This window comes from Paenibacillus sp. URB8-2 (assembly GCF_013393385.1).
Classification (GTDB): Bacteria; Bacillota; Bacilli; order Paenibacillales; family Paenibacillaceae; genus Paenibacillus_AQ.
This window is the reverse complement of the sequence record NZ_AP023239.1, coordinates 2,942,876-2,961,369: the sequence shown is the minus strand read 5'-3', so window position 1 is coordinate 2,961,369 and position 18,494 is coordinate 2,942,876. Positions and strand designations below refer to the sequence as shown.

Here is an 18,494-nt window from a genome sequence, read left to right as displayed (position 1 = left end):
TGAAATATCGTTATTTGTACATCATCGACCAGGAGCCGATGTCGCTGAAGCCAATCCGTTTGTATATGGAGGCTGCGTCCGGATTATCGTAAAAGAGGCACAGCGAGCGGCCTTCCCGGACGACATCGGCGCATAGTTTTCTGATGACAGACGTAGCCAGTCCCTGTCCCCGGCATTCCGGATGAGTGGCCACGCTTACTACCATAGCGGACATCGAATTCTCCGCCGTAGTCGAAGCCGACGCAGCTACATGACCATTCCGTTCAACGAAATAGGTGCGTCCCGTTCCGGTTTCCAGTGTCCGTCTTAGGCTCCGGCGCGAGCTTTCCGGATTAACGTCGAATTCCTCTATTCCGTCGATGAGCGAACATATGGATTCCACATCTTGAATCGTTGCCCGCTTCACATAGGTCTCCGCGTCAAACTGAGCGCTTTCCTCTGGTGTGTTCAGTTCATTCAGTTCTGCAAAATAAAGACTTTTCTCTTTACGGAAGTTAATCACGCCGCTGAACCGGTTCACAAGAGAGGACGAGCCGTTCAACATCTCCATCTTCCCGTCCTGCAGCATGATTTCGGCAAACCCCTGCACATCAAACGGCCCCTCCGCATACGGCAGATAGTTATGCTCATAGCGTAGCAGCACCGCCTTCAGCCTGCCCTCCCCGGGATCAAATTCCCCCCATACTTCCTGAAAATCCTGTTCAAAACCGAAGTTCTCCACATCCGCAATCAGGAATAAATTAAGCGCCGGCTCTTTTCCCAAAAAAGCCAGTAATCCCTCGCGGTCCTCTTCCGCCAGCTTACGAATCATACGGCTCCCCCTAGTGAAAATGAATATTACTGCGATTTTACGATCCGCGACCGGAACAGGACATAGTCGGCCTTTTGCGGAACGGTAAATTTGAATGATACTTGTCCGGCTTTCGGAACCAGAGCGCTTGGTCCATCAATTTTGCGTACGATAGCGTTCCTTTTTCCATCAACGAACGTCAGTTTCAGCTCCGAACTGTCCTTGGAAATGACAAAACCGGATGTGTTCTGCACATTCAGGGTAACAAGGTATTCTTTACCTTTCTTTTCCTGTGTCAGCGTCTCCGGATAGAAAGGATAAGGATGAAACGTGGTTTCCGAGGGAAATAAATCTGCGGAAGGAGCAGGGACAATCCGTCGGAGCAGCACATCCTCCTTCGCCTTAATCGCCAGTGTGGATTTACCAGTATTTCCTGAGATTATCTCCCAGCGATACACCTTCAGGGCGTTCAAAATTGGAGCCGCAGGCACAAACAGTACGCCGTTCCGCAGTTCCGGCGCAGCCCCTAACGACCATGCCAAGTCGCCTTCAAACACTGCGGCCAGTTGACCCGCTTTAATGCCCTGTACCTTCTCACCGAGCAAAATGACGGATACCGTATGGTCTATTGGATTGTAAATCATATCAGCTCCAATGACTTCGCAAAATGCCCGAATTGGCACCATCCATTTTCCGGATTTCACATAAGGCGCAAGTTTCCCCGGAAAGAGCACATAGTAATTGCCGATCGAAATCGGCATCTCCGTAACGACGGGCTTCGGAGCGGCAAACAAAGCTGACGGCGCCATTGCGACAACCGTTAAGAAAACAAGCAGCAAGATTCCGATTTTTCTTTGGGTCCGAACCACAGGTAATCTTCTCCTTCTCTCCAAATATATCTATATTTTGGAGCAAAGTCGGTTCCGATGCAAACAAAAAAACGCCAAGCGGACAATGGCCGGCAGAGGCAAGCTGCTTTCCTACCGATATCCGCGGGCGGTCTTTGCCTTCCCTTTACCTTCTGTTTTCTTCAAGATCCGCCCGGCATATGACGGACGTTCCTTAATCGCATTCATTACCTCATCGACAATGCGGCTGGAAGATTCTGTCCGGGAAATGGCCTTCATTTGCCGCTCTATCTCCTCCCGGAAAGATTGGATTCCCAGTCTCCGGAGCCGGTCCAGTAATTCCCTTTCGTTGCAGGCGGTGTAAATGGCTTTTTGCATGGAGAGCGATTCTGCATTACCGGCTTCCTGACCAGGGAGCGGACGGTACACAATAACAGGCAATAACATCGCGAACGCCTCGGTAAGCGTCACCCCTCCCGCTTTGGTCAGCAGGCAAAAGGAAATACTCATCAGTTCATGTACATCGTCTGTATATCCCAGGATGTGAACGCGGCTGTTATCCCTGTAAGTGTCCTCCAGAGACTCGCGAAGCCGGTCGTTATTCCCGCAGAGCACGATAAAATCGAAGTCGGTATGGTCAAGCACACTTTTTAAAATGTTCCTGATTCTTGCCATGACCCCGTACGCTCCCCCCGCAAGGAGAATATAGCGCCGGTTATCCCTTAACCCATGCTTCTGCAGAACCTCGGCCCGATTCGGAGACCGCGTGAATGCCTCGCGAATCGGAATCCCGCTGACCGTAATCGCCTGTTCATCAATACCTGCCGAGAGCAGCGCCTCTTTTATACTTTCCGTGGGGATAAAATACTTCATCGTATGGGGATGAATCCATCTGCCGTGCAGAACATAATCCGTCAATACGGTAAAGACCGGAACCTGGATCGCCGACTCTTTACCAAGCTGGGAAGCGGCCAGATACGGAAAAGTGTGAATAATGACGTCGGGCCGGATTTCTTCCAATACCTCTTTCGCTTTTCGCTTTCCCATCGAATGCAGGAGCCTGCCAAAAGGATAGTCCGGCTTCATCCCGCTGGTTGTGTTGTACATCAACCCGTAAATATTCGGGGCATAGACGGCGCTTTTTAAATAAAAGGCCCGGGAAACCCCGTTCAGCCAGGGATGGACTTCGGCAAAGAGGTCCACAACGTGCACCCGGTCAACGCCTCTCGATTTGAACGACTGTTCAATGGCCTGAGCCACCTTGGCATGGCCGTCTCCAAACGCGGAAGATACGATAAGCACAACGGGGTCTGGGTTCATGGGAGGGCTCCTTTTTATAAAAGCATTAATATTATTAATTACCCATTCACGAAAATTATGCTAAAAAACAAAGCCCCGAATGATATCATCAGGGCTTGTTTCGATATTTAGGTGTCACCGGATGTAGCTGTCCAGCGCTTTGGTGAGATCTTCAAGAACCTTGCCCTCATTGCCGTGATGAACGGCTTTGACGACACAGTTCTCCAGATGATCCTTTAGCAGCATCTTGGCGGCCTTGTCCAGCGCCTTTTGCACGGCTGCGATTTGCAGCAGCACTTCGGAGCAGTCCCGGTCCTCGGCGGTCATTTCCTTGACTGCGCGTATATGGCCTTCAATCCGGGCTAATCTGTTGACGATCTGCTTGCGGTACTTATGATCATAATTGTGTTCGTGTTCACCGGATTCCCGAACCATGTGCGCACCCCTCCGATTATTCTCTGCTTCGGCTATTTTTCTATGATGGCCATGCCGTTATTATATCAAGAGTTGATTCAGAGGGGCAATTTCCTTCTTCTCGGGTCAAGAGAGATCAGCGAAGCAGTCTTAGCCCGCTCAAGATCACGGCCAGCGTGCTTCCTTCGTGGCCGACCACGCCGGAGGGCAGATTGATTCCGCCCCAGAAGTTGGATACGACCAATAGGGCAATCACGGCGAGCGCAAAAGTTATATTTTGCCGGATGACCCTGCGTGCGCGCCGTCCAAGCGATATGGCGAAAGGAATTTTGGAAATGTCGTCGGTCATCAGAACAACATTCGCCGTCTCCAGCGCAACATCGGTTCCGACAGAGCCCATAGCGATTCCTACGGCGGAAGCCGCCAGCGCGGGCGCATCGTTAACGCCGTCGCCGACCATAGCGACCTTGCCGTACTGCTCGGTCAACTGCCGGATCAGCGCAAGTTTGTGATCAGGCATCAGTTCCGCGTGGACCTCGTCCACGCCTGCGGCCCGTCCGATGGCCTCCGCCGTGAGCTTTGCGTCCCCGGTGAGCATAACGACCTTTTGGTTCATGCTCTTCAGCTTCATGACGGCTTCCCGTACGCCGGGGCGCAGAGTATCCTGTACCGCGAGCATACCTGCAAGCGTGCCATCCGACTCAACGAAGATCACCGTCTTTCCGTCCGCCTCAAGCTTGCCCGCCGTTTGCAGCATAGCATCATCCAGATTCAGGCTCGCGAGCAGCTCCTTTTTGCCAATACGGCAGTTCCTGCCGTTAACGGTTCCGCTGACTCCCATACCCGGCACGGCCTGCATTTCCGACGCCGATTCGAATGGGATCCCGGCGGCCTTGGCATAACCGACAATGGCCTTGGCGATCGGATGCTCCGACAAATACTCCAGCGAAGCGGCTAAAGTAAGCAGCTCTTGTTCGTTGCAGGCTTCGGAAGGAATGCAGTCCGTAAGCTTCGGTTTGCCCTCGGTCAGCGTTCCCGTTTTGTCAAAAGCGACTACTTTCACTTCCCCTATTTGCTCCAGATGGACCCCGCCCTTAAACAATACGCCTTTGCGGGCGGCATTGGAAATACCGGACAAAATCGCAGGCATGATCGAGGATACAAGAGCGCATGGCGAAGCGACTACAAGAAAGATCATCGCCCGGTAAACCGTGCTTTCCCAAGACCAGCCAAAGAGAAACGGAGGCGCGACCATCAGCAGCAGGGCCGCTGCAACCACGCTTTTGGCATAGATGCCCTCAAAACGCTCCACGAACAACTGGCTTGGCGGCAGCTCGTTCTTGGCCTCCTGCACAAGATGGATGATTCTTGCCAGCAGCGTGTCCTCCGCGCCCGCATCGGTATGAATCCGCAGCGCGCCCTGGCCATTGATCGTACCCGCGAAGACGGTATCGCCAGCAGCGAGATCGACGGGAATGGATTCACCCGTAATGGAGGATTGGTCTACCGCCGATTGTCCTTCCAGAATGTGGCCGTCGCAGGGAATTCGTTCACCCGGTCTGACGAGCACGACGTCGCCTTTTTGCAGCTGGGCCGCCCGGATCTTGACTTCACCGCCGTTCTTGAGGAGGACCGCCTCTTCCGGCCGGTACTTCAGAATGGAGGCGATATCCTGGTTCGTCTTCTCCATCGTATAATCCTCCAGCGCGCCGCTCAGGCAAAAAATAAAGATCAGCACCGCGCCGTCCAGCCAGTATCCGATGCCTGCAGCGCCTAAAGCCGCGACTACCATCAGGAGGTCTACGTCAAGGTCCTTTTCTTTGATCAGGGTTTCCAGCCCTTCCCACGCTTTTCTGTAGCCGCCGACAACATAGGCCAGAATGAAAAAGATTAATTCGCCTGCACCCTGTCCGTTTCTGCCCATCATCCAGGCAATCCCGATAAACAGCAGACAGGCCGCCGCGATGAACAAGCCTCCATGCTGCTCCCAGATCGCTTTAAACGGCCTTTTCTCCTGTCGTTCACTTCCCAGCATGACTTCTCCCATTTCTCTGTTCCCTCCCAAAGTTTAAAACCAAATGTTGAGAATTATTCTCACAATAATATCCCCCCGGGGGGGTTATTGTAAATAAATCATGTCAGCTTTTTTGTGACAAAAATCGTATAATTTCAGCCAAAAATACTGTGAAGCGCTTTAAATATTTGCTGTAGGAAGCCGAAGCGGCCGGTTAAGGAATAATCCCTAACCGGCCGCTTTTGCGTATGGAGCGCTCCTGTAGAGACACTTGAGAAGAAACTATAGCTCGGCAGCGACTCCGAAATGATCCGAGACAACCGCGCCCCTAATGCCGTTCATGACGACATGGCAGGATTTAGCCTGAAGCGGCCGATTGGAGAAAATATAATCAATGCGCAGCTTGCCCTTATTCTCATCCCAGCCCTTGATGGCTTTGGTGACCGTGGCTCCGTCGTCTTTAAATGATGCAGATGCATAGAGGTCGTTCCAGCCTTTTTGGGCGACGTAATCATAGCCCTCGTTCCGGATTTGCGCTACATTGTTGAAGTCGCCCAAGATAAACACCGGTGATTCCTTCAGCGTGTCCAGCTTCTCCTGCGCGGCATCCCATTGTCCCCGGAAAGGCTCCACTTCATCATTCCACCAGCCGAAATGACCGCTCACAAACCAGGTTTCCTCCCCGCGGACCTCTGCTTTGACGCCGACAATCTTCCGCGTGCGGTAGTTTTCGTAATCCCGGATGACCGACACGTACTCGCTAAATGCGTCGGTAACGGGGGTGCGCGTCAAGATCGCCAAACCTTCGTCGTACTTCTCAAATCCAGTATGTACCGGTATCCATGTCCAATAATAGGGAATCCCCAGCTTTTGCAGAAGAACGAAGGTGTAATTATCCTGTCTGACTACCGTGTCCGGTTCGGTCCGGAAGAAACGTTCCAAATCGCAGGCGGACAGAGCCTCCTCCTCCTTGGACTGGTTGACCTCCTGCAGAGCGATGACATCAAACTGCTGTTCCCTGATAAAATCGGCCAAGTGTTCTATCTTCTGAAGCTGCTCGGTTTCCATCCATGCATGGGTGTTCAAAGTCAATATTTTCAAGACCAATCCCCTTGCTTTCTTTATTTTCTTTTATTCGCATGTGCTATATGTAGACACTCTCATTATGCCTTGGCTACTTTTGCAGGCTCATAATGAACATGAACATCATAAACATCAGAATTACTCTTTAATTCATCTTCAACCCGTGTTGCGATTTCATGTGCTTCTTGAAACTCTAGTTTTGCCCCAACAAGCAATACAACGTCTACGACCGCATTGCTTCCGTAATTTCTTGCTCTTATTTCTTTAACTCCCTCTACTCCTCTTACGTTCAATACGGTTTCTTTGAATGATTGTATAATATTCTCATCAAAACCATCAGTCAAATAGTGGGATGCTTCACGGAAAATTTCCCAAGCCGTTCTACAAATAATGAATCCAACTGCAACAGCTGTAAGCGGATCTAGCCAAGGCAAATTAAATTGGGAACCGATGATCCCAACTACCGCTCCAATACTCACATATGCATCAGAAATATTATCTTTTGCTGCGGCCATAACGGCTTGACTGTTTATTTTGAGTGCCAGTTTTTTGTTGTATCGATATACACAGTACATTACAATGGCGCAGAAAATCCCTGCCCATGCAGAAATGAGATCAGGAGATTGTTCCTTTCCATGAAACATAGAAACAACAGCTTCGTAAAGCACTTGCAACCCCACAGCCATCATGATAAAAGAAGCCATTAAAGAAGCTACGGTTTCCGATTTCCAGTGTCCATACGGATGATCTTCGTCTGCTGGTTTCCGCGCCAATCTTAAACCAATTAACACGGCAATGGATGCAACAATATCCGTCGCATTATTCAAACCATCCGCCTTCAAAGCTTCAGAGTTGGCTGCATAACCAATAATTAATTTGGAAGCAGATAAACAGATGTAAGCTATAATACTTACTATTGCTCCACGCTCGCCTAATTTCAAGTTATCGTACCTTTGTTGATCCATTTTAAGATAAAGCCCCTTCCAATCCGCTTTCATACTTGCTTATACTATCAGTTTGGATATAAGTGGGTCTAGAGAAACGTTTTTTCGTCAAGGTTAATAAATAACGGCAGACAAACAAATTTGCCTATGGGAAAAATATTTGCATTACTCAAAATTAACAATTTCTCGCCCACAAAAAAAGACGCGCCGATTTCAGCACGTCTTTTTTCCGATGAACCAAAGAATTAGTGCAGGATTTCTTTCTTGTTCACCCTGGCACCCGATAAGGATCGCTCGAACATATCGAGAATAAAGAGGAAGCGTTCGGCTTCACGAAATACATGATCGGCCAATAAAGGATGAATAATACTTTTTATCCGGCATTCTTCAATCAAATCTCGTGCGGTTTTCTTGAAATCGCGCAACGATTTTACCGACACCTTGTTTTCATCGACGAATTGACTGAGCAGCGGTACGGTTTGAGATTGAGGGCGCATGCTGCTTAAATCAATCGCTTGGAACACCAGCATATCAAAATCATGGCTAAACTCCCGCGCTTGTTCAACCAATTTCCGTTCAGACGGATCAAGTAAGTGTCCGATAAATTTGGCATGATCGGCCATGATTTTTAAGAAAAAAACATTTTCATCGATAATCGCATCCGGTAACGGTTCAAGTTTCCCTGTATTGAGTTCTTCTAAGCGATTTCTGAAATAATTGGCCTCCCGGCTTACATGATCCACCAGCAAAGGGAAGTTTGTTTGTCCGGGAAGTTTGCATTGCAATATAAGGCCCAGCACCTTTCTCTTGAACGCCCAAATATGAGTCGCTGCTATACCTACTTCTGTATTAAATTTCTGGATAGTATGAGGATCTGCATTGATCTGAAATTCGTGGGACCTTCGCTCAATATCCTCAAAAATAGCGTAAAACCGGTTTGCTTCCTCTTTTAGCTGAGTATCCTCGCATCTAAAGCCCAACCCGAGAAACAGTGAATGCTCCTTCATGATTCGGGACCAAAATCTTATTTCATCCAATGACCTGGCAACGAATTCATCCAATCCTATCCCTCCTTTGCAGAAAAAGTCACCTGCTCTAGGCATATGGGATTATTTTGTCCATTATGACATCCAAGGACGAACAAAAAAGAAACCCGAAGTCTTAATAAAGACCGGGTTTCTCTGCGAATTTGCCAGCTATAATTCCGTATCACTCATAGTGTGGAAGCCAATCCCCATGTGCGGCAATCAGATCATTGCACATGCTGACAATGTCGTCCATGGACAGCTCCGCGGCCGTATGAGGATCGAGCATCGCCGCATGATAGATGTGCTCTTTCTTGCGCGTTATCGCCGCTTCGATGGTCAGAAGCTGGGTATTAATGTTCGTTCGGTTCAGCGCCGCAAGCTGAGGCGGCAAGTCTCCGATAAAGGTCGGCTGGACTCCGCTGCGGTCGACGAGACAAGGCACTTCAACGCACGCTTCCCTCGGCAGGTTCGTGATAAGGCCGGTGTTCATGACGTTGCCGCCGATTTTGTACGGTATATTCGTCTCGATGGCTTCCATGATATATGATGCGTACTCATGCGAACGCGCATGCTCCAGATTGCGGTTGTTCACCAGCTCTTCGCGCATATGCTCCCAGCGCTCGATCTGTTCTACGCACCGGCGCGGATATTCGTCCAGCGGAATTTGAAAGCGGTCGATCAGCTCCGGGTAGTTCCGCTTGATAAAGTAAGGATGATACTCCGCCGTATGTTCCGAAGATTCGGTATTGTAATACCCGAACTTCTGCATAATCTCATAGCGGACCATGTCGTTATGCGGTTCTTTTTGCTTCTCGGCGGCCCGTCTCTTAATTTCCGGATACAGGTCCTTGCCGTCCTTAGTAACCTCCAGAAGCCATGCCATGTGGTTAATCCCGGCGATTTTTGCCTGAACGCCTTCCTGCTCGATTCCCAGATGCTCGAACAGATGCGGAACGCATACCTGCACGCTGTGGCACAGGCCGACCGTCCGCACACCGCCGTACGTATTCATCACATTCGTCAGCACGGCCATCGGGTTCGTATAGTTTAAAAAGAGCGCGTCCGGACAAACTTCACGGATATCCGCGGCAAAATCGAGCATAACGGGAATCGTGCGCAGGTTGCGGAAAATACCGCCGATGCCGACGGTGTCGGCAATCGTCTGCCGCAGGCCGTATTTCTTCGGAATTTCAAAATCGGTGATAGTGCAGGGGTCGTAACCGCCCACCTGAATGGCGTTGATCACGTATTTGGCTCCGCGCAGCGCCTCTTTGCGGTCGGAGTAGGCTTTGATTTCACAGGTGCTGCCGCCGCTTTGCTTTAAGTTGAGCAGCATATTCTCGGAATCCGACAGACGCCGGGAATCAATATCGTACAGCGCCAGCTCGAACCCTTGAAGCGCGGGCGTCGCCATGCAGTCTCCCAATACATTTTTGGCGAAAACCGTGCTTCCTGCTCCGATGAATGTAATTTTAGACATTGATCATATTCCTCCTTGTATAGGGAGTCGAATGCCGGGTCACAGCGCATTTTCTTTAGATAAGCCTTGATAAACCAAGGGGAAATGCGAATGTAACGGCGATTACGTCCCTTTCTTCCCTTCCTACTATAGAGCAGAGCATCCGGAATTTATATGGAGGAATAAAAGGAACATATGGAGGTTTGTCGTATATTTAATTTAAGGTGTTGTGAAAAATACAGGGTTTTCTAAAGTTGGAGGGTCCCATGAATTTCGATCATTATCAATTTGAAATCGGCATTAACCTGCAGCCGGAGGCGGGAGAACTCACGGTTCTGTTCAGCGGCGAGGGCAGTCCCAAGCCGGGCCATAAAGTCGGTCCTTCCGTTCATGATTATTATTTGATTCATACCGTTTTGTCGGGTCAAGGCGTGTTCGTAAGCGAGGGTCATGCTTATTTATGTCAGGCGGGGGACACCTTTATGATTTCGCCGGGTAAATTGTTCAGCTATGAATCCGACCGGCGGACGCCATGGCATTACGTTTGGGTGGCGCTTCAGGGTGAGTATGCTTTGCGGCTGCTGAGGGAAGCCGGACTCAGTCCGGAGAAGCCGGTGCTTCAGGGCGCGGATCCCGCGGCACTTCATTCCTTATACCAGCGGATTCGGCTGTCCTTCCAGCAATCGCCTTATCCCGGACTGGAAAGCCTGGAAGCGTCGGGCTGGCTGAGATTGCTGTTTCACAGATTAGCGCTTGCAAGCAGAAATTTGGAGGATGCCACCGCCCGGCAAACGGAGATGATCGACCGGCAGGTTGAGCAGGCTATACGCTGGATAACCCTGCAGTACCATCAGCAGCTCGGCATCGGCCAGATCGCTTCCGCCCTGGGCTACCACCGGGCACATTTCTCCAAAGCCTTCAAGGAACGGACCGGCCTATCCCCCAAGCAGTACCTGATGAAGATCAGGATGGACAAAGCAAAGGAACTACTGGCAAGCAGAGCGTTGACGATTGACGAAGTCTCATCTTCCGTCGGCTTTAACGACGCTCTCTACTTCTCCAAGCAATTCCGCAGCTGGTTCGGGCAATCTCCGAGCGAATACCGCAGCGGGCTTAAGCCCCTTTAGGGCTTATATCAGCCGCTGTCAAATTATAGATTCCACCGGATGTGAATTGAGCAGTAAAGGTGACCTGGCCGACGAAGGAAAGACAAAAAATCCCCGGACGTCCGGGGATTGGAGATTCAGGTGGAGCAAAGCCAAGATCAAAATCATTGAATCCGATCACGGAAGACAGGAGCGCCGATCCTTACACATGCAATCGTCGTTCGCCCGAACTCGGGGACCCGTGATGGCGTTCCCGCAGCAAGGCGGCTACCGCCGTTTCCGCTTCCTCCACATTATTTACATTCAACGAGATTTTTTCGGATTCTCCGTACTGTTCGAAAGTATAATCGTATTTCGGATCGTAATAATGCTCCAGCAGGAGCAGGACCGCATTCTCGAAATTTCCTGTAGTCAGGCTCCGGTCGATCTCCGCAGCAATGGGCACATGAATGCGGGATTTGATTCTGCGGAATGCCGCCAGAATTTCTTCCTGATGCTCATGGGGCCGATAATCCAGCATAATCTGCGCAACCCTGGCTTCAAGCGGCAATTCAATCCGAATTTGGGTACCGGTCTCTTTCTGCCGGCCCATAAACGGCGGCATTACGACCTTTCCTATCCGCATACTTTCCGCCTCAAACAGGACATACGGCGATTGTTCTAGCGTGACCAGCTTTTCCAGCAGCAGGCTGTCAAAGGTCTTCTGGTTGTTCGCGTGGAGTCCGACCTGTCCGAAAATCGAACCCCGGTGTCCCGCCATGCCTTCCAGATCGATAACGGGATAGCCGTTATGCTGAAGACGGTGCAGCAGCGCCGTTTTGCCCGTCCCGGTGTTGCCGTGGATGATATAGGAATGCGGCTTGAAATCATAGGATTCCAGCGTCTCGACCACCCATTTACGGTAAGCCTTGTATCCCCCGGTTAAACGGTACACGTGAATGTCCATAAGGGAGAGCAGCGTCGCCGTCGTCCGGCTTCGCATGCCCCCTCTCCAGCAGAATACGGCTTTGTTCCCTGGAATCTCCCCGAACTGTCGGATAAACGCCGGGAGCTTGGCGGAGACCAGCTCCAGCCCGCGGTCTTTGGCCGCCTGGATGCTCGTCTGCTTGTACAGCGTGCCGACTTCTGCCCTCTCCGCATCGTCGAAGAGAGGAATATTCAGGCTGCCGGGAAGCGTGGCATCTCTGTATTCGGATGGGGAGCGGACGTCAATGATAGTCATCTCTTTACGTTCTTTAAGCGCCCGAAGCTCTTCGAGCGAAATATCCTGAAACAATACTCTCTCTCCTTCTTATGCCTTAAACAACCGTAATTAGGCCCGGTTGCTCGGCGGTAACTTCTCCTATGACAGCGGCCTCTACGCCAGCGGCTACAAGATCTCCCAGGAGTGCTTCGCTCTCATGAGCGGCCACGGAAATCAGGAGTCCCCCCGAGGTTACGGCATCGCATAACAGATAACGGCCGATCTGATCCAGTGATTCGGGATAGATGACTGAGCCTTCCAGATGAGCGAAGTTGTTGCGCGTTCCCCCGGGAACGAAGCCTTCCTCCGCCAGCTCGCGGGCTCTAGGCAGCACCGGTACATCGTCTCTCCGAATGGTAAGCCCGTTGCCGCTGCCCTTCGCCATTTCCGAGGCGTGTCCAAGCAGCCCGAAGCCCGTAACATCCGTGCAGGCGTGAACTTCGTACGAGCTCATCACTTCCGCGGCAGTCTTATTGAGTGTGGACATAACCGCCGTGAGCCGTGCTGTTTCTTCGGGGGACAGCCGGCTTTTCTTGATCGAGGTGGTCAGAATCCCGACCCCGATCGGCTTGGTGAGGATCAGCTTGTCTCCCGGCCGTGAGCCGGCGTTGGTCCGCACTTTATCCGGATGGACGAGGCCGGTTACGGCAAGGCCGAATTTGGGCTCTTTATCATCGATGGAATGACCGCCGACTAACGTTGCGCCCGCTTCGCTCACCTTGTCCGCGGCGCCGCGCAGAATGTCGGCCAGAATGCTTTTATCCAGCGTGGAGATGGGAAAAGCGACAATGTTAAGGACGGTCAACGGCTTTCCGCCCATGGCATAAATATCGCTCAGCGCATTGGCGGCGGCGATTTGGCCGAAGGAATACGGATCGTCGACAATCGGTGTAAAGAAGTCAACCGTTTGAACCAGCGCCAGCTCATCGGTCAGCTTGTACACACCGGCATCGTCGCTCGTATCGAGTCCGACCAGCAGATCGGGGTTCGGTACCGATTTCGGCAAATTCCGGATAACCTGCATGAGATCGGCGGGGCCGATTTTACAGCCGCATCCTCCTTTAGAGGATAAAGAGGTTAGTTTTATCGTTTCAGTTTGAGACATCAAACACTCAACTCCTTAATCGTGAATTCAAAAATCGCAGTACCTAATATATTACATCATTCTAGTATATTTTCGCAAAATAAGCTTTGTTAGCTGCCCTGCTATGTTATAATTGTAACATTTCGAATTAAAACAGATGGAGGTCATTCATTGTTATGTCACCTGCTGCAAACCGTTCATCACTGCCTCAAAAATCCGGAGATTTCAAGGCCATAGCACTTGCGGTTATTTTTCTGGTTATCGCCATTGCCGGACTCACCTATGTCAAGTGGTGGCCTTACTACCACAAAGCGTTTAAGGCTGCCGCCGAGCATTCCATCGGTTCTTCCATTTTGACCGGTAAGGAAGCGGCGGCTCCCGCGCCTTCGCTGCAAGCCGCGCTGGATTATGCGGCCGCTTATTTCAAATCGGTATGGAAAGCCGCGGTGCTTGGCATTCTGCTGGGCTCACTCGTCCAGGTGCTTATCCCGTCCAAGTGGCTTTTGCGCCTTCTCGGCAAGGCCAATTTCAAGAGTACGGCTCTTGCCGGAATTGCTTCTATCCCCGGCATGATGTGCTCATGCTGCGCCGCGCCGATTACGGTCGGACTGCGTAAGAAGAACGTATCCGTGGGCGCCGCGCTGGCGTTCTGGATCGGCAATCCCGTCCTTAATCCGGCAACCCTGATATTCATGACCTTTGTATTGTCGTGGAAGTTTACATTGATGCGGATCGTATTCGGACTTGCTCTGACGTTCGGCATCAGCTACTTCGCCAATAAATTCGCCGGGAATACGACGGTTCCCGAGGCGATTGCCGAGCCGGTGAAGGCAGCTTCCCCGAATGATGGTCCGCTGCTGCTTCGCTGGACGGCCGCAGTGGGAAAAATGCTTCTTGCCGTCGTTCCGGCCTATGTCATTACCGTTCTGCTGCTAGGCGCGGCGCGGGCCTGGATGTTCCCGTCTCTTGGAGCCGGTGTCGCCAGCGGTATCCTCGCCGTCATTATTTTCGCCATCGCAGGAACTTTGTTTGTCATTCCAACCGCGGCTGAAATTCCGATTATCGGAACCTTTCTTTCGTTCGGGTTCGGAACAGGCGTTGCCGGAGCGCTGCTCGTGACGCTGCCGACCATCAGCCTGCCGTCCCTGCTAATGGTATACCGTTCTTTTCCACGACGGGTCGTATGGTTCGTCTTCTTCTCGGTAATAGCTATCGGTATTCTCGGAGGAATCGTGGGCGCGCTTGTGCTGTAAGCGATCTGGCTGTCCTATTGAGTGCAATCTTAAGCAAAAACTCCCTTTCTGCTGTTATCAGCGGATCGGGAGTTTTTAGCTTTTCCAGATACCCTTTTCAGAGACTCTTTGATGTAAAGACTACGAAGTTATACAAAAAATTACGAATCGGCTCATCGGACCGGACGAAGCGGAATTCCTCCCCCTAATTTTTGCAAAATGAGGCTTCTGTCAGGCTCAAGCGGGAAAAACTCCCTATAAAACTGGCGTTTCAGCCCGAAATGACGAGGAAACGGCCAATTAGCTGGAGTTTTTCCTGTTTATTGGCTGAGATATCCTCATTACAGTGAATTAAAGGGAGGTTTTCCCGTTCATGCACATGACTTCTGAGTTCAAATATAACCTTCGTTCAAGCTCTGACCGAGTGCTAGTCCCTCCGCCAACGCTCCACCATCTCATGGAAGCCCGGGACGTCCAAACCGTCCACCGCAAATGCTTTACGCAGCAGGTCTTGGGGAATCCACTCGTCGTATTTCCCTAAGTAGGGAGCTTCGCCCGGAGCCAGCAATTCCAGCGGGTCTACTCCTGCGGAGCCTGCTTCCAGGATGGAAGCCTCCAGCCAATCGGCGTCCGCCTTTCCGGCGACGACCATGTAATAAGGCTCCATCGGCACAACCGAGCGCAAGGCCAGCGGACGCGTCAGCTTGTGCTTCAACAGCCGCTCCAGTGTGCGGAATGTCCGGCTGCCCGCCCAGGGCAGAATGAACAGCGAATCGCCGCCGGCCGGAAGTACGGAGCGCAGAAGCAATCCGCTCTCCCGCGCCAGCCGCCGAGCCCGCTCAAGCCGGGCTGCCGCTCTAGGCGCGAGATACGGGTAAAGAGTCGTATCTCCGAGTATGTCCCGGATTTTGGTCATGATCCGGGTATGCACATCGCCGCCTGCGCCAAGCCACAATGTATCGACTTTGCCGCGCGACGATTTCACATACACCGCCTTGTGGCGGTTGTCCACCTCTTCCACCTTCCACAGCTTGCCTGCTAGCGTGAAGCAGTAGCCCGGGGGCGGCACGGTCGTAATCGACCCGATTTCCTCCGTGCCGTTATATACGACATGCTCCTCGTCGTCCTTGAAGACGGCCAGAAAGCGAAAGTTATTGACGATCTTCTCTCCGGCAAGACCGATCAGGAGGCTGCCTTCATCCATTTGCTCTATCTGGCCCATTCCCAGCTGGTAAGCCATGAATGCGTCATAATCCTCTTCGCTGAAATCCCGAAAAGAAGGGAGCGAGAGAACGGCTTCCCGCAGCTCTTCGGGCTCAGCCTCACCCATGCTCTTGAGTATGCTCATCGTCTGGTGATAAAGCAGGCCCATCGGCAGCTTACGAACGGTAAGCGGCTCGACCCATTTCTCCCGCACATAAAGCTCAATAACGGCGATCGCCCGGAGCAGGGTCCAGGGCATGCGCGCCGGCAGCTGCGCTTCCTCGTCCTCTTCCTCCGGCGTGACGAACATCATCTCCGCCGCGGCGTCGCCCCGGCGTCCCGAGCGGCCCAGCCGCTGCACGAAGCTGGAGCAGCTGTAAGGCGCCCCGAGCTGCATGACCCGCTCCAGCTCGCCCAGATCGATGCCCAGCTCCAGCGTGAGCGTCGCTGCGGCAACCGCCGCACCGGGGCCTTCGCGGAGCGCGGCCTCCGCCTCCTCCCGCAGCATCGCGGAAATGCTGCCGTGATGGACGTGGAACACGTCCGGCTCCTGGCGCCTCGCCGCAATGCGCCTCATTTCAAGGATCGCCGTTTCCGCGTCGGTGCGGCTGTTGGTGAAGACCAGCGCTTTTTTAAGCCGGGTATGGTCGTAAATGTAGTCGTAATAGGCTTTGCGGGCAAGCTCCAGCTGTTCGGACTGCTTCTCGTCCCGGGCATCGGGAAAAGAAAAATGCTCGACGCTCAAGCGAAGCTTCCGCCCGCCCTGGGGCGCGGATATCCGTACCTGCTCCCGCGTCCCCGCGGCAAGCCAGCGGGTTGCGGTATCATAGTCGCTGAGTGTGGCGGACAGCCCGATCCGGCGCGGAGAACAGCCCGCCATTCGGGATATCCTTGTGAGCAGGCTGAGCACCTGGATGCCCCGGTCGGCGCCCATAAAGGCATGCACTTCGTCAATGATGACAAAGCGCAGATCGCCGAACAGCGCCGGAATGGCGTTCGGACGGTTCATCAGCAGGCCTTCAAGCGACTCGGGGGTAATCTGGAGCACTCCGGACGGATTCTTCATCAGCTTCGTCTTCTCGGCCTGCGGCACATCGCCGTGCCAATGCCAGACGGGAATGCCGCCTTCGACCAGCAGGTCGTTCAACCTGGCGAACTGGTCGTTGATCAGCGCTTTGAGCGGAGCAATATACAGAATTCCGACAGAGGAAGAGGGATTCTCATACAGCTCGGTCAGCGCGGGAAAAAAAGCCGCCTCCGTCTTGCCCGACGCGGTTCCCGACGCGATCAGCAGATGATCCGGCGACTCCAGCAGCACCCGGCAGGCGTCCACCTGCGCTTCGCGCAGTGTTTCCCAGCGGTTTCTGTAAATAAACTCCTTGATAAACGGCGCAAGCCGGTAAAACGGGTTATCGCTCATAGCTCAAACTCCGCCAATAGATCGTCCATCGTATCCTTGCCGCTTTCGGATTTGCCGGCTGCTGTCCGTTCTCCGACCAGGCTTTCGAATGAAGTCTCCGGACTGCCGTGCAGCGTATGCAGCAGGTCCATGAAATCGCGCACCAGCTCGCGGGGCGTCAGAAGTTCGTCTGCGCCCAGCCTGGAAGAGGCTTCCTCCATAAAATGAACAAGCTGGTCGTCGGTCAACGCGGACGGATAGCCGTAATGCAGCGAATGAATATCCCGAAGTCTTTGCAGCAGTACGAGAATCTCCTCGGAAGACAGCATGTCGAGCGGAATAATCGGCCCCGAGAAATTATTCGGAGCGGCGAAGCCGTACCGTCCGGCCACTAGCCTGGACCGCAGCGCCTCATAGCTGAACAGTCCCCGCCGGTGATCCTCGACAAACTGCGGTGTTCCGCCAAGAAAAATCCCGAGATGCTCCGCCTTGCCCTGCATCGTGTCGTTGAACATGGTCAGCAGCTTTTCATAGTTGCTCTGTCTGGAGACGCTGTTTGTAATTTTATACAAATTGACGCCTTCATCGATGAACAGCAGCAGCCCCTTGTAGCCGATGGCCGCGGAAAATTCCGCCCACAGCTTCATATAATCGTACCAGTTGTCGTCATCGATAATGACCCCGACACCCAGCGCCTTCCGGGATTCCGTGCGTGTCGCGAATTCGCCGCGCAGCCAGCGCAGCGCCTCCTGCTTCAAATCCTCGTCCCCAAGCTTGTGGCCGTTCCAATAAGCCGCAAGCACTTTAGCGAAGTCAAAGCCATGCACGAGACTCCGCATATCGGAGGCGACGGCAAAAATCTCCTTCTCGACCTCTCCGGCAAAAGCAGGATGTCCGGGATCCATACCCCGTTCCTGCATAATCTTCTGCTGCAGCGAGGATATCCATTTCTGAAGGATGACTTCCAGCGCTCCTCCGTCCGGACGGGTGCGGGTGGACAAGTGGCTCATCAGCTCCTTGTAGGTGGCCAAGCCCTGTCCTTTGGTGCCGACCAGTCTTCGCTCGGGCGACAGATCGGCGTCGGCGACCGCGAACCCGCGGTCCATTGCGTAATTGCGGATCATCTGGAGCAAAAAGCTTTTGCCGCTGCCGTATTTGCCCGTAATCAGCTTAAAGGCCGCGCCACCTTCGGCAATGTTGTCAAGATCGCGCAAGATTGATTCGATCTCCGCGCGGCGTCCGACGGCGATATGCTCCAGTCCAATGCGCGGGACAACGCCCGCCGTCAGCGAGTTGACGAGCGCCGTCGTCATTCGTTTCGGTATTTTCAGTTCATTCATGCCTTATG

The 18,494-nt window shown here is 52.6% G+C and carries 15 protein-coding genes; 2 read left to right on the top strand and 13 right to left on the bottom strand.

The genetic code is table 11. The annotated features are described in order from the left end of the window. Nucleotides 1-10 precede the first annotated feature (10 nt). The 9 genes from PUR_RS13575 to PUR_RS13535 all read right to left on the bottom strand — a co-directional run bounded on the left by PUR_RS13575 (nucleotide 11) and on the right by PUR_RS13535 (nucleotide 9,900). Nucleotides 11-811, bottom strand: a complete 801-nt coding sequence (locus PUR_RS13575; protein ID WP_179035704.1) for a GNAT family N-acetyltransferase — start codon at nucleotides 809-811, stop codon at nucleotides 11-13. Between the two features lie 26 nt (nucleotides 812-837). Further along, on the bottom strand, nucleotides 838-1,659 hold the full coding sequence (locus tag PUR_RS13570) for a stalk domain-containing protein (protein WP_179035703.1): 822 nt from the start codon (nucleotides 1,657-1,659) through the stop codon (nucleotides 838-840). Between the two features lie 111 nt (nucleotides 1,660-1,770). Further along, nucleotides 1,771-2,958 carry an MGDG synthase family glycosyltransferase gene (locus tag PUR_RS13565; RefSeq protein WP_179035702.1) on the bottom strand — a complete coding sequence of 396 codons (1,188 nt, stop codon included), beginning with the start codon at nucleotides 2,956-2,958 and terminating at the stop codon, nucleotides 1,771-1,773. A gap of 114 nt (nucleotides 2,959-3,072) precedes the next feature. Beyond that, a complete protein-coding gene (locus PUR_RS13560) occupies nucleotides 3,073-3,372 on the bottom strand; it encodes a metal-sensing transcriptional repressor (RefSeq protein ID WP_179035701.1) in 300 nt (99 codons plus the stop codon). A gap of 115 nt (nucleotides 3,373-3,487) precedes the next feature. After that, complete coding sequence (locus PUR_RS13555; protein WP_179035700.1) at nucleotides 3,488-5,398, bottom strand: heavy metal translocating P-type ATPase; 1,911 nt, start codon at nucleotides 5,396-5,398, stop codon at nucleotides 3,488-3,490. 249 nt (nucleotides 5,399-5,647) lie between these two features. Beyond that, on the bottom strand, nucleotides 5,648-6,466 hold the full coding sequence (locus PUR_RS13550; RefSeq protein WP_179035699.1) for an endonuclease/exonuclease/phosphatase family protein: 819 nt from the start codon (nucleotides 6,464-6,466) through the stop codon (nucleotides 5,648-5,650). A 62-nt stretch (nucleotides 6,467-6,528) separates the two neighbouring features. Beyond that, nucleotides 6,529-7,413 carry a cation diffusion facilitator family transporter gene (locus PUR_RS13545; protein ID WP_179037907.1) on the bottom strand — a complete coding sequence of 295 codons (885 nt, stop codon included), beginning with the start codon at nucleotides 7,411-7,413 and terminating at the stop codon, nucleotides 6,529-6,531. Nucleotides 7,414-7,637: 224 nt separating this feature from the next. Continuing rightward, nucleotides 7,638-8,453 (bottom strand): DUF2935 domain-containing protein, encoded by an 816-nt coding sequence (locus PUR_RS13540; RefSeq protein ID WP_179035698.1) that lies wholly within the window; start codon nucleotides 8,451-8,453, stop codon nucleotides 7,638-7,640. 148 nt (nucleotides 8,454-8,601) lie between these two features. Then, the gene (locus PUR_RS13535) at nucleotides 8,602-9,900 is read right to left on the bottom strand and encodes an alpha-glucosidase/alpha-galactosidase (RefSeq protein ID WP_179035697.1); all 1,299 of its coding nucleotides are present in this window, start codon (nucleotides 9,898-9,900) and stop codon (nucleotides 8,602-8,604) included. Between the two features lie 245 nt (nucleotides 9,901-10,145). Between PUR_RS13535 and PUR_RS13530 the strand changes: the two genes are divergently transcribed. Beyond that, a complete protein-coding gene (locus PUR_RS13530; protein ID WP_179035696.1) occupies nucleotides 10,146-11,006 on the top strand; it encodes a helix-turn-helix domain-containing protein in 861 nt (286 codons plus the stop codon). 181 nt (nucleotides 11,007-11,187) lie between these two features. Here PUR_RS13530 and mnmH read toward each other — a convergent pair whose 3' ends face one another. Beyond that, nucleotides 11,188-12,261, bottom strand: a complete 1,074-nt coding sequence (gene mnmH, locus PUR_RS13525; protein ID WP_179035695.1) for a tRNA 2-selenouridine(34) synthase MnmH — start codon at nucleotides 12,259-12,261, stop codon at nucleotides 11,188-11,190. Between the two features lie 22 nt (nucleotides 12,262-12,283). Beyond that, entirely contained in the window at nucleotides 12,284-13,333 is a 1,050-nt protein-coding gene (gene selD, locus PUR_RS13520; protein ID WP_179035694.1) for a selenide, water dikinase SelD, read from the bottom strand. A gap of 155 nt (nucleotides 13,334-13,488) precedes the next feature. Between selD and PUR_RS13515 the strand changes: the two genes are divergently transcribed. Next, entirely contained in the window at nucleotides 13,489-14,565 is a 1,077-nt protein-coding gene (locus PUR_RS13515) for a permease (protein WP_179035693.1), read from the top strand. Between the two features lie 406 nt (nucleotides 14,566-14,971). Here the strand turns inward: PUR_RS13515 and PUR_RS13510 are convergent, their stop codons facing one another. Both PUR_RS13510 and PUR_RS13505 read right to left on the bottom strand, forming a co-directional pair. Next, nucleotides 14,972-17,167, bottom strand: coding sequence for a DEAD/DEAH box helicase (locus PUR_RS13510; RefSeq protein ID WP_179035692.1), 2,196 nt, complete (start codon nucleotides 17,165-17,167; stop codon nucleotides 14,972-14,974). Then, the gene (locus PUR_RS13505) at nucleotides 17,164-18,486 is read right to left on the bottom strand and encodes an ATP-binding protein (protein WP_179035691.1); all 1,323 of its coding nucleotides are present in this window, start codon (nucleotides 18,484-18,486) and stop codon (nucleotides 17,164-17,166) included. Before PUR_RS13505 ends, PUR_RS13510 begins: the two co-directional genes overlap by 4 nt. Nucleotides 18,487-18,494 lie beyond the last annotated feature (8 nt).